The sequence below is a fragment of the Mucilaginibacter antarcticus genome (assembly GCF_042686155.1).
Classification (GTDB): domain Bacteria; phylum Bacteroidota; class Bacteroidia; order Sphingobacteriales; family Sphingobacteriaceae; genus Mucilaginibacter; species Mucilaginibacter antarcticus.
Genome location: NZ_JBHUON010000002.1, coordinates 87,006 through 99,726 on the forward strand (window position 1 = coordinate 87,006; position 12,721 = coordinate 99,726).

The window sequence follows — 12,721 nt, forward strand, 5'->3', positions numbered from 1 at the left end:
TAGCTAACAATGACGAAGAAGGCAATAATTGTAGGGGCAAGCGGACTTATTGGCAGTAATTTGCTCGATATACTATTGACCCAGACAGATTACGATGAGGTATTAGTTATTGCCCGTAAAAAGAGCAAGAATAAAAACATCAAGCTTAGTCAGTTGGTTATAGATTTTGATAAGCTAGACGATTTCAAAGATCAGATAACCGGCAATGTTTTATTTTGCTGTTTGGGTACAACACGCAAGGCAACACCGGATTTAGCTGATTATAGAAAGATAGATCACGATTATCCGGTAAAGCTTGCAGAGATAGCCTTGGAGAATGGTATTAGTCAATTTCACTATGTATCTGCTATAGGTGCCAACTCGAGATCGTCAAACTTTTATACAAAGATTAAAGGCGATGCGGAGGATGATCTCAAACAAGTGGGTTTAAAAAGCTTGCAAATTTATGAGCCCTCATTATTGATAGGGAATCGTAAAAAGAGAAGGATGATAGAAAGCATAGCAAGCATATTGATGACGATCATCAACCCGCTATTGCTTGGAGGACTAAGAAAATACAGGGCCATTAAGGCTATTAATGTGGCTAAGGCTATGTTTAAACAATCATTAAAAAACAAAGTGGGCATACAAATATACACCACTGATCAAATACAAAAACGCGCGTGAGTACTTACATTTCTGCTGAGGGCCTTGGGCATCAGTTTCATGACAATTGGTTATTTAAAAACCTGACACTTGGGATTAACCGCGGGCGCCGTGTTGCGCTTGTGGGTATTAACGGGGCAGGTAAATCTACTTTGCTTAAGTTATTATCCGGACAATTTTTGCCAAGCGAAGGTAAAGTGGTGCAGAGTAAAGGACTGCGCATGGGTTACCTGGAACAAGACCCCAACTTTAAAGACGCCGTTACCATAAGCGACTATATCTTCCATGCTGACAATGTGCAGCAGCAAGCTATACGCAAGTACGAAGAGTTATTAGAAAATGACCCTGAAAACGCCGACGCCCTTAATGCCGTAATGGAAGAATTGAGTGAGGTTGATGCCTGGGAATATGAATACAAGATTAAAACTATTCTTGGACGCTTAGATATACATCATCTTAACCAAAGCATAATCACCCTTTCGGGCGGTCAAAAAAAGCGTTTGGCTTTGGCCAAGCTTTTAATAGATGATTCGGAGTTTTATGTATTGGATGAGCCAACTAATCACCTGGACATTGATACTATTGAGTGGCTGGAAAAACTTCTTACAGAAGGTTCAAAAACTATCTTAATGGTTACGCACGACAGGTATTTCCTGGATAACGTCTGTAATGAGATCTTAGAGATCGACCGGGGTAAGATCATCCCATATGTGGGTAACTATGCCTACTACCTTGAGCGCAAAGCGGAGCAAAATGCCTCAGACGATGCGACCTTTCAAAAAAACTCTAATCTGCTTCGAAAAGAGCTTGAGTGGATGCGCCGCCAGCCTAAGGCACGCGGCACCAAATCCAAATCAAGAATAGACGCTTTTTACGATTTGGAAGCCAAGACTCAAAACGGCGGGGCGCGCCAACAGGTTGAACTAAGCGTTAAAACTGCACGGCAGGGTAATAAAATCATGGAATTGCATGATATTACCAAGGGCTTTAACGGCAATATTTATACAGCCCATTTTAATTATGTATTTAAAAAAGGTGACAGAATTGGTTTAGCCGGCAAAAATGGTTCGGGTAAATCCACCTTGCTAAATATGATAACTGGCGGCCTACAGCCAGACAGTGGAAAAATCGAAAAAGGCGAAACAACTGTCTTAGGTTATTTTAATCAGCAAGGAATTACTTTTAGAGATGACGAGCGCGTTATAGATGTAGTAAAAGATGTAGCTGAATTTATTACGATGGCCGACGGCAAGATGATTTCTGCCTCTGCCCTATTAACGTTGTTCCTATTTCCCCCAGCAAAGCAATATGGCTTTATATCTAAGTTAAGTGGTGGCGAAAAGAAAAGGTTGCACCTGATGAGCATCCTGATGAAAAACCCTAACTTTTTAATTCTGGACGAGCCTACCAATGACTTGGATATTGATACTTTAAATGTTTTAGAAGAGTTTTTAATTAACTACGGTGGCGTTCTAATGATTGTGTCGCATGACAGATATTTACTGGATAAGTTAACTGAGCAGCTGTTTATAGTTGAAGACAGGGGGCGCGTACGTATCTATAACGGAAATTATTCATCGTACCGCTTAGAGCTTGAAGAACAAAAGCAACAAGACCGCAATGACAAAGTGACTCCCGTGGTTGCCTCATCATCAACATCCAAACGCAAATTGAGTTTTAAAGAGCAACAAGAGTTGGATAAATTAGATAAGGAAATCGCAGAGACAGAAGTAGAGATTAAAAAGCTTACTGACGAATTAAATAGCGGCATTGGCAACGAAGCTATATTAGAAATGTCGAAAAAAATCGAAGATTTAAATAGCAAGCTTGACAGCAAAAGCGTGCGTTGGATTGAATTAACAGAACGTAAAGAAGCGTATACCGACGTCAAGCAGTAAACTAATAGGATAAAGCATTGAGGGCTTAGCTTGAGCCTAAGAAAAAGCATATCGTTTGTATATAAGGTTCCACGTGGAACTTCAATAGAAATAAATGTTCCACGTGGAACATGGAGGTAAAATGTTTAAAAAGTACGATATAATAGTAGTAGGCGCAGGCCATGCCGGATGTGAAGCAGCAGCAGCAGCAGCCAACCTGGGCTCGTCTGTTTTGCTTATAACTATGAATATGGGCACCATTGCCCAAATGAGCTGCAATCCCGCTATGGGTGGGGTGGCGAAGGGACAGATAGTCCGCGAGATAGATGCCATGGGTGGATACTCCGGTATTATAACTGATAAAACCTCCATTCAATACAGAATGTTGAACCTTTCTAAAGGGCCAGCAATGTGGAGCCCACGGGCTCAAAGCGATCGAATGCGCTTTGCCGAGGAATGGCGCCTGGCCCTGGAAAGAACAGCGAATGTAGACTTTTGGCAAGACACCGTAAGTTCTTTACTGGTTACAAATAACACCATTAAAGGAGTACGCACCTCTTTGGGGGTTGAGATAGAAAGCGATGCTGTGGTGCTAACTAACGGCACCTTTATGAATGGTATCATTCATATTGGTGAGAAAAAATTTGGAGGTGGCCGTGCCGCAGAAAAAGCATCTACGGGGATAACCGAACAATTAGTAACGCTGGGCTTCGAATCAGGAAGGATGAAAACCGGCACCCCCCCGCGTATTGATGGGCGCAGTTTAAACTATAGCCTAATGGAGGAACAATGGGGTGATGAAGGTGCCCGGGGCCGTTTTAGTTATACAGAGGTTGAGCAAATAAAAGAACAACGTTGCTGTTGGATTACTTATACAAACACCAAAGTACACGAAACGTTAAAAGAAGGCTTTGAAAAGTCGCCAATGTTTACCGGCCGGATTAAGGGTTTAGGTCCTCGGTATTGCCCGTCCATAGAGGATAAAATAAACCGATTCGCTGAGCGCGATCGCCATCAAATTTTTGTAGAACCGGAGGGACTTAATACTGTTGAGATTTATGTAAACGGCTTTTCTACTTCCTTACCAGAGGATGTGCAATACAAAGCATTAACACAGATACAAGGTTTCGAAAATGCTAAAATGTTTCGCCCTGGCTATGCTATAGAGTATGACTACTTCCCACCTACCCAATTAGGATTAACCTTAGAAACCAAATTAATTAGCAATCTGTATTTCGCCGGCCAGATAAATGGCACGACAGGCTACGAAGAGGCGGCATCACAAGGTTTCATTGCCGGCATTAACGCGCATCAAAAACTAAAAGAAAAGCATGAACTGATCATGCGCAGATCAGAATCATACATTGGCGTATTAATAGATGACTTAGTGACTAAAGGCACGGAAGAGCCCTACCGTATGTTTACGTCACGAGCAGAGCACCGCTTGTTATTACGCCAGGACAATGCTGATATTCGCCTAAGCCCTATTGGCCATGAATTAGGATTAATCAGCGATGAGCGCCTGGAAAAGGTAAATCAGAAAATAAAAAATTCTGATGATATTGTAAAATATACCCGAAACCATTCTATCGATCAAACAAACGCCAATCCCTTACTGGAAGAGCTCGGAACATCGCCGGTATCTCAAAGTACACGATTGTTTAATTTGATGGGCAGGCCGCAAGTATCGTTTGAGGATCTAAAAAGGGCAAGCACCGAACTGAAAAATTATCTTTCAACCTTTGATAAAGAAACTATTGAGCAGGCTGAAATAAAAATCAAATACGAGAGTTATTTTGAAAAGGAAAAGGAGATTGTTGACCGAATGAAAAAAATGGAAGACAAAGAGATCAATCCGGATTTTGATTATAACAAGATGCAATCATTATCAAAAGAAGCGCGCGAAAAATTAATGAAGATAAAACCACATACTTTAGGGCAAGCATCCCGCATTTCCGGGGTGTCGCCGTCGGATATCTCAGTTTTAATGGTTCATATTTCAAAATAGCTTACAATATCTTGCAAATCAGATAGTTATAAAATATTAAATTTAAGCCATAATTTTATTATCAGAATGATAATCTTCATCTACATAAAAAAACGGCTTATTTCGTTTAAAAATGATGTTAAATAGAAAAGGCTCGGTTTTTAGTAAATTTTTAGCGCCACTATCACTGCTTTTGCTGATTATTGGTTGCGCGGTACAGCAAAAACCCCAGGGAGGCCCTCGAGACACCCAGGCACCCAAATTATTAAAGGCAGAGCCGGCTAACATGACTAAACGATTTTCTTCAAAGGAGATCAAGCTGGACTTTGATGAATATTTTAAATTAACAAACCAGTTTCAGGAGTTTGTTGTTTTCCCCTCCCCTGATAAAATCCCGGATTATAAGGTCCGTGGCAAAAGCCTCATCATAGAGCTGAAAGACACGCTGCAAAAAAACACCACCTATGTAATTAATTTTGGTAAAGGCTTAGTAGACGTAAACGAAGGTAATGTGTTAAAAAACTTTACCTATGTTTTTGCTACCGGTGACCATATTGATTCGTTGAGTATCTCGGGTACGGTAACAAATAACACCACCCAGTTAAAGGAGAAGGATGCTACTGTAATGCTGTTTACATTAAAGCAGGACTCGTTATTATTTGGCAAAAAGAAGCCTAGCCTATTTACTACCACAGACTCTGCAGGTAACTTTACCCTGAGCAATTTGAGAGAGGGCATGTATCGTATTTATGCATTGAAAGAAACCGCGCCGGACAAGATTTATAACAACGATAACGACCTGATAGCTTTTACGAGTAACGCGATAAATCTTACGAAGGATACATCTAATGTCGCTTTAAAACTGTTTAAACAATCGCCAACGAAGCTAAGATTGGTGGATCGGAAGTTTAATCAGGACGGCTCATTATTCTTTAGTGTAAACCGCCCATTGATCAGGCCAACAGTCAAGATACTTTACCCCGCGGGCCTTGACGCGCAAAAAATTACGGAATTTGCGCCCACCAGTGATACGGTGAATTTATACTCAAAAAACATGGATTTTGACTCTATACAGGTTGCATTTTTTGAGGACGGCAAACCGGTAGATACCACATCACTAAGGAAAGGTCGTAAAGAAACATTTACCCGGAACCTGAGTTTTAAGTATGGCGTAAGTATAATGTCTGAACTTAAGCCAGGCAACGACTTAAAGCTATACGCTAATTTACCAATAGAAACTTTTGAGCAAGGTTTAATTACTTTGAAAGAGGACTCAAATAACGTCGCGTTTACATTAACCAAAGATACCGGCACCACAAAAAGGTATACCATCAAACATCGCTGGAGACAAAAAGCTAAATATGTGCTTACCATCGGTGAAAGCGCATTTACATCTATTTATGGCGATAAAAGTAAAAAGCAAAGCCGAACCTTCAATATTGCAACCCCCGAAAGCTTCAGCAACCTAAACTTGACCATGAATGTGCCTGATAGCACAAAAAGCTACGTAGTGGAGCTTTTGAATGAGCAAAGGGTGCCAATTCGCAGAGATGTTATTACCAAAAAGACCAAGCTTAGCTACCTAAATTATTATGTTGGCAAATTTACAGTCCGGGTAGTGTACGACAATAACAAAAATGGTAAATGGGACTCTGGTATCGTTGCGAAAAAATCGCAGCCGGAAAATATTTGGGTTTATGAAAAGACATTTACCTTAAGGCCAAATTGGGAAACTGAAGAAAGTATAGAGATACCGCCCGAGGTTATTGTTCCTTAAACCAGCCGGAATACATTACGTAATTATCCGGAAGCTTCTCCAACATAGCCCTTTGCTCATCAGTAAGGGGCTTTATTTTTTTTGCAGGAGTACCGGCATACAGATAGCCCGATTCGCAAATAGTTTTCTCTAACACGACCGATCCTGCGCCTATTATCACATATTCTTCAACCACCACATTATCCATCACAATAGCGCCCATCCCCACCAGAGTATGATCATGAAGCGCACAGCCGTGTACCAATGCATTGTGGCCTACGGATACATAATTACCTATATCGGTAGCTGCCCCGTTATATGTGCAATGAATTACAGCGCCATCCTGAATGTTAGAGTTGTTTCCTATTTTGATATAATTAACATCGCCGCGTATCACCGCATTAAACCATACAGAACAGTTATCCCCCATGATTACATCGCCAACGATTGTAGCGTTCTCTGCGATAAAGCAATCGTTGCCCCAACTTGGGTTTTTACCTTTTACCGGAAGTATTAAAGCCATAAAAACAGACGTTTAAGTATTTGATTGTTGGCTATGCTATTGTCTATATTTGATAAAACCCTTGGTATGAAAAACCTTATCGCCTTATTTGTTTTTATCACCACTTCCACAACCGTTTACGGCCAGCAATTTAATCAAAATAATAACGTACCGGATTACTTGAAAAAGATTGATACGCCCAGAGTATATCACACTACTACCAAGCTGCCACCGGTACCAAGATTTACAAAAGATAAATTAAATAACGACACTTCTGGATTCGTTAAATCTCCACTGATGATGTTGAAACTCAAACCATCCGGCAAATTGGTAAAGTCATTTCCGTCTTTAGGCTTTATTAAACAGGAGGACATTGCCAGCATGGAAATATTAAAGGATAAACCTGCAGATTCTTTATATGGCGTGAAGGCCAAATATGGGGTAATTATACTAGAACTGGTATCTACAGTGAAAACGTACACCATCCCTCAGTTTCTAACCCACTTCAGCATCGGTAAGCAAGACCAAAGACTCCCAATATATATGGATTTCAATCTGTTAGGCAATATGGCTGGAATGCTGATTACAGAAGGGGATACAAAATCTGTTACCGTGGAAAAAAACAACGCCGGTAAAAAATACATTAATATCCTAAGTAACCAATATCCAAAACTTAGGATCTATTTAAGAAATGATAAAGAAGAACATCAAGAATGGGGCAACGGCTTAAAATAATACGTTGCCATTGTGAAGGGCAGTAATAATTAACTCATGAAAATACTACAGATGAAAACATCGATATTTCTCTTAAGCGTCTTATCTACTATTATGAGCTTAAATGCCTTAGGCCAAACCGGTAAGCTAAATAAAGATACAATTGGTGAGAAAACAACGCCGTTGTATGTGGTAAAATTGGCTGACGGCAGAACGTCCCCTACTAGTCTTCCGGTATTACGGTTTGTTGGATCGCAGCATATAGCTGCTATGGAAATTTATAAAGACGCAAAGTCCATTGAACTATATGGCAACAAGGCAAAAAATGGAGTAATCATTATCACCTTAAAAAAAGAAGCGCCAATACAAACACTTGGAGAGCTTCTAGATCGATATGACGTTTCAAATAAAAACCGGAGCCTGCCCTTGTATATAGATAGTAATTTAACGACCAACGCCCCTGGATCATTTTTCTCACTTACTAACATTAAGTCTGTTAAGGTTGCTAAAGAAAAAGGGACCGGCATGAAATACATAAGTATAATTACTGATTATGTTAATGTTAAACCTGATCGGAATACTTTAAGGATACGTGGCAACGGTACGGTAAATACCAAATAACCATAACGAAATAGTGCTGTAAATTGTGCATATTATAGCGCTATAACCTATCAATGAAATATATCCTATCCGCATTATTATTAATGTTTGCTGTGAGCCAAACCCAGGCTCAGTATGTTGATGAGATCTCCAAAAAGCTTCACGACCCCAAAGAGTTAAGAAAGGATATAGATTTTGCCCGCCGGAAACTAGAGAAAGAACATATCAACATCTATAAATTTATCAGCAAAAAAGCACTTGATCATAAATTTGATAGCCTGAAGAAAGCTATTACCAGTCCAATGATAAGCCTAAAGTTTAATGCCAGGCTAATGACGGTTTTAAGTACCATCGGGGATGGGCACCTTTCATCCACCTTCGAATATTCAAAATTTAGCCCTTCTGATATGGATTACCTGCAAAGGCCGAAAAAACAAAGTGGGCTTAAAACACTCGACTATATTCTTGTAAATAACAGACTTTATGTAAAACAGAATAATGGCGACGACACCAGCATAAAAACCGGGGACGAAATTTTAAGCATCGAGAATAAACCCGTAGCTGCCATTATTGACACCATAATGAGGACCCTCGCCTCTGACGGCTACAACACCACTTTTAAAAAGGTGATGATAAACAATAATGATTTTAGCCAATATTATGGGTTTATCTGGGGCGCAAAAGACACCATGCCTATTGAGCTTAAAAGCAACAACCTTATTAGGAAAGTTAAGTTAATGCCCCAGGAAAAAAGCAACGTTGAATTAAGGATAAATAACACCAAGCCTGTTACCTATAAATTTTTAAGGCCTGATAGCAGCATAGCGTTTTTAAAGGTGCGGACATTTATGCTGGATACCAGCTTTAAAGGTTTTGATGATATATTTAAAACCTTTAAAAAATCAAATTCTAAAATCTTGGTGCTTGACCTGCGCGGTAATACCGGGGGGCGCATTGGTTGGGCTTCAAGCCTTTTTAGTTATTTAACTACCAAACCAGCATACTTTTTTAACAGACCGGATGAACTTATAAAAAACTACCTAATACCGGGCTTAAACAAACTACGCGACCAACAGATAAAATGGTACAAACAATCTAGCTATTATAACCAGGTATTAGGGCAACCCGATGGCTTTGGGGGTGAATTGTATGTATTAACTGATGGTGGAACATTCTCTGCAAGTAGTTTACTGACAGCCAATTTAAAGAAGCACCGAGCTGTGACCATAGTTGGCGAAGAAACTGGCGGTAGCCGCAATATCTGGACAGCCGGCGAAATGAAAAGCGAAATACTACCCGAGAGTAAAATGACATTAACCTATGGCATATTACCCTTTACCTTCGGCGACATAACCGACAATACCGGCCATGGCATAATGCCTGATGTGCCTATTACTTATACAATTGAAGATTATTTAGCTAAAAAGGATTTGGAGATGGAGTGGGTGATGAAGGATATCAGCAATAAATAATGTTTAGAATCCAATAAAATCCCAAGGAATTCTTTTTATAAATACATCAATATAGACTCCCTATCATCTAAAGTATTAGCACCTTATCTTTAAAACCTGGATACCCACCCCCTCCCTTTGTGCTACATCGCTTGATATAACTATTTTTTCCTTTCCATACCAAAGTTGCTTTAAAACACTGTATCCTCCAAAACTTCCTGATGCTCCGGATAATCAGTTGTGTAATGCAATCCTCTACTCTCTTTACGTATCATGGCAGATTTTACAACAATGTAGGATACCTGGATCAAATTACGCAACTCGCAAAGCTTTACAGATAGCTTAGTTTGCTTGTAGAATGATTCTGTTTCTTCATACAGTAACCGCAGTCGACGCATAGCACGCTCTAACCTAAAATCAGAACGTACAATGCCTACGTAATCATTCATCAGCTTCTGCATTTCACGAATATTATGCATTACAAGGATATCTTCATTTGACATTTTTACGCCTTGTTCATCCCAGTCGGGAATATTGTCAGGTATAGCTATGCCTTCAAATTTTTCTATGGCGTTGGTATAAATACGATGCGCAAAAACCAGCGCTTCCAATAGGGAGTTAGATGCTAACCTGTTAGCACCATGCAAGCCGGTTGACGAACACTCACCACAGGCATATAATTGCTGAATAGAAGATTGCCCATAATGATCAACCAATACACCGCCACACATATAATGACAGGCCGGCGATACGGGTATCATATCCTTAGTCATATCTATCCCAATTTCTAAACATTTAGCATAGATATTAGGAAAATGGGTTAATAAGTCCTTTTTACTGCGGTGACGTATATCCAGATAGACGTAATCCTCTCCGGATTTTTTTGTTTCGGCATCTATAGCACGGGCAACAATATCACGCGGAGCCAACGATTTACGTTCATCATACTCCTGCATAAACTCTTCGCCGTTAGTGCGTCTTAAAATGCCACCAAAACCACGTACAGCTTCAGATATAAGGAAAGATGGATAATCTCCGGGATTATATAAAGCGGTTGGATGAAATTGAATGAACTCCATGTTCCTTACTTTCCCTTTAGCGCGGTAAACCATCGCTACACCATCGCCGGTAGCAATAGTTGGATTGGTAGTAACCGAATAAATGTGCCCCGCACCACCTGATGCCATTACGGTAACTTTTGAAAGAAATTTTTCTACCTCATTAGTCTCCGTATTCAAAGCATAAATACCGTAGCAGGTAATATCAGTTGTCGACTTATCTACAAACTCGCCTAAATGATGTTGGGTGATTATATCTACTGCGAAATAATGGGTCAGTATTTCAATATTAGGGTTTTTATGTATCTGCTCTAATAAAGAGCGTTCAATTTCAAACCCGGTAATATCCTTATAATGCAGTACCCTAAATTCAGAATGTCCACCCTCTTTTGCCAAGTCGTAAACACCGTCATTGGTCATGTCAAAACTGGTTCCGTAGTCAATAATTTCGTTAATACGGTCCGGGCCTTCTTTAACAACAATTTCCACAACTTCCTCTTCACATAGTCCGTCACCTGCAATTAGAGTGTCATTAATGTGTTTTTCAAAAGAATCTTCCTTTTTATCAACAACTACCGCAACACCACCTTGGGCATATTTAGTGTTCGATTCATCTTCGTTTGATTTTGTAACTATCAGTACCTTACCATGCTTTGCGGCTTTTAGTGCAAAACTCAATCCGGCTATGCCTGAACCTACAACCAGGAAATCCACTTTTTTGGACATTGCTTATCTATTAGATGTGTAAAATTATAAAGTATGTTAACAATAGGGTTTAAAGATGTTAATTTTGTGTCTGCAAATAGCTAACAAATAATTAAATAGTGGATAACCTTGTTATTTATGGATAATGGTAACTATTTATGAGCGACTTTTGAGTCGCATTAACATTGTAACTAACATTACAAACATCAATAAAATATTAACAAATAAGTTTGTAAAATAAAAGTTGATTATCAAACCAATCTCATAATCAGTATAATGAAAAATAAAAACTATGAATAAGCTGTTAATAAGTAGTTAAAAACAATATTATACTATAATCATCTACCAACTTTTACACATAACTAACACCTTAATAACAATAGTATTTTTATATAAATTAAAATAATTGTTATTACTTGAAATGTTGAAATGGATATATTCGAAGAAATAAAACTGAAAGGCTATGCCGAGGAATATATTGACCCAACGCTTGACCTTTTTGCAGAAATTGAAAAACTTAAAAAAGAAAAAAATGCAGTCATACTTGCTCACTACTATCAGGACGGCGACATACAGGATATTGCAGATTATATTGGCGACAGCCTTGGCCTATCGCAACAGGCTGCAAAAACCGACGCCGACATTATTGTTTTTGCCGGTGTACACTTCATGGCCGAAACAGCAAAGATCCTATCGCCAACAAAAAAGGTATTATTGCCCGATGCAAAGGCCGGATGCTCTTTAGCTGACAGTTGCCCGCCGCACCTGTTTAAAAAATTCAAAGAGCAATACCCTGATCACCTGGTGATTACTTATGTAAATTGTACTGCAGAACTTAAAGCTTTAAGCGATATTGTTTGCACATCAAGCAATGCCATACAAATTGTTGAAAGTTTACCTGCCGATCAAAAGATAATCTTCGGGCCTGATAAAAACCTGGGTGCCTATGTTGCCAAAAAAACAGGCCGCGACCTTGTATTGTGGAATGGTGCCTGCATGGTGCATGAAATTTTTTCTAGAGAAAAAATTACCAAACTAAAAGAGCGCTATCCTAACGCTAAAATATTGGCACATCCTGAATGCGAGGATGTAATTTTAGAAACTGCTGACTATATAGGGTCAACAACCGGGATATTAAAATATGCTACCAGCAGCCCGGCTACTGAGTTTATTGTAGCCACTGAGCCTGGTATTATACATCAGATGGAGAAGGATAACCCGGGGAAGGTATTTATACCGGCGCCACCAAACAATAATTGCGCCTGTAATGATTGCCCTCATATGAAAAGAAATACGCTGGAGAAGCTTTATTTGTGTCTTAAAAACGAACTCCCGGAGATTGATGTACCAGCTGATATAATTGCCAAGGCCGTAATACCCATTGAAAGAATGTTAGAATTATCTGCGAGATTGGGTTTGTAGAATA

The 12,721-nt window shown here is 39.5% G+C and carries 10 protein-coding genes; 8 read left to right on the plus strand and 2 right to left on the minus strand.

Annotated elements, in window-relative coordinates; all coding sequences use genetic code 11:
* Nucleotides 1-9: 9 nt before the first annotated feature.
* From ACFSYC_RS02280 to ACFSYC_RS02295, 4 genes are all read left to right on the plus strand, one after another.
* Nucleotides 10-666 carry an NAD(P)H-binding protein gene (locus ACFSYC_RS02280; protein WP_377123090.1) on the plus strand — a complete coding sequence of 219 codons (657 nt, stop codon included), beginning with the start codon at nucleotides 10-12 and terminating at the stop codon, nucleotides 664-666.
* A complete protein-coding gene (locus tag ACFSYC_RS02285; protein ID WP_377123092.1) occupies nucleotides 663-2,543 on the plus strand; it encodes an ABC-F family ATP-binding cassette domain-containing protein in 1,881 nt (626 codons plus the stop codon). The genes ACFSYC_RS02280 and ACFSYC_RS02285 overlap by 4 nt, the downstream gene beginning before the upstream one ends.
* A 121-nt stretch (nucleotides 2,544-2,664) precedes the next feature.
* Nucleotides 2,665-4,530, plus strand: a complete 1,866-nt coding sequence (mnmG, locus tag ACFSYC_RS02290) for a tRNA uridine-5-carboxymethylaminomethyl(34) synthesis enzyme MnmG (protein WP_377123629.1) — start codon at nucleotides 2,665-2,667, stop codon at nucleotides 4,528-4,530.
* A 112-nt stretch (nucleotides 4,531-4,642) separates the two neighbouring features.
* Nucleotides 4,643-6,286 carry an Ig-like domain-containing protein gene (locus ACFSYC_RS02295; protein ID WP_377123094.1) on the plus strand — a complete coding sequence of 548 codons (1,644 nt, stop codon included), beginning with the start codon at nucleotides 4,643-4,645 and terminating at the stop codon, nucleotides 6,284-6,286.
* Here the strand turns inward: ACFSYC_RS02295 and ACFSYC_RS02300 are convergent.
* Nucleotides 6,273-6,788: a gamma carbonic anhydrase family protein gene (locus ACFSYC_RS02300; protein WP_377123096.1), complete on the minus strand. Its 516-nt coding sequence runs from the start codon at nucleotides 6,786-6,788 to the stop codon at nucleotides 6,273-6,275. The two genes, ACFSYC_RS02295 and ACFSYC_RS02300, sit on opposite strands and share 14 nt — an antisense overlap.
* A 66-nt stretch (nucleotides 6,789-6,854) precedes the next feature.
* On the opposite strand from ACFSYC_RS02300, the gene ACFSYC_RS02305 reads away from it, so the two are divergent.
* Genes ACFSYC_RS02305 through ACFSYC_RS02315 form a run of 3 tightly spaced genes read left to right on the plus strand, consistent with a single transcriptional unit; the run spans nucleotide 6,855 to nucleotide 9,553 of the window.
* The gene (locus ACFSYC_RS02305; protein ID WP_377123098.1) at nucleotides 6,855-7,502 is read left to right on the plus strand and encodes a hypothetical protein; all 648 of its coding nucleotides are present in this window, start codon (nucleotides 6,855-6,857) and stop codon (nucleotides 7,500-7,502) included.
* Nucleotides 7,503-7,538: 36 nt separating this feature from the next.
* A complete protein-coding gene (locus tag ACFSYC_RS02310) occupies nucleotides 7,539-8,102 on the plus strand; it encodes a hypothetical protein (RefSeq protein WP_377123100.1) in 564 nt (187 codons plus the stop codon).
* A gap of 53 nt (nucleotides 8,103-8,155) precedes the next feature.
* Nucleotides 8,156-9,553 (plus strand): S41 family peptidase, encoded by a 1,398-nt coding sequence (locus ACFSYC_RS02315; protein ID WP_377123102.1) that lies wholly within the window; start codon nucleotides 8,156-8,158, stop codon nucleotides 9,551-9,553.
* Between the two features lie 170 nt (nucleotides 9,554-9,723).
* Here the strand turns inward: ACFSYC_RS02315 and nadB are convergent, their stop codons facing one another.
* The gene (nadB, locus tag ACFSYC_RS02320) at nucleotides 9,724-11,316 is read right to left on the minus strand and encodes an L-aspartate oxidase (protein WP_377123104.1); all 1,593 of its coding nucleotides are present in this window, start codon (nucleotides 11,314-11,316) and stop codon (nucleotides 9,724-9,726) included.
* A gap of 408 nt (nucleotides 11,317-11,724) precedes the next feature.
* Here nadB and nadA point away from each other — a divergent pair, with 408 nt between their 5' ends.
* Nucleotides 11,725-12,717: a quinolinate synthase NadA gene (gene nadA / locus ACFSYC_RS02325; protein ID WP_377123106.1), complete on the plus strand. Its 993-nt coding sequence runs from the start codon at nucleotides 11,725-11,727 to the stop codon at nucleotides 12,715-12,717.
* The last annotated feature ends 4 nt before the right edge of the window (nucleotides 12,718-12,721 follow it).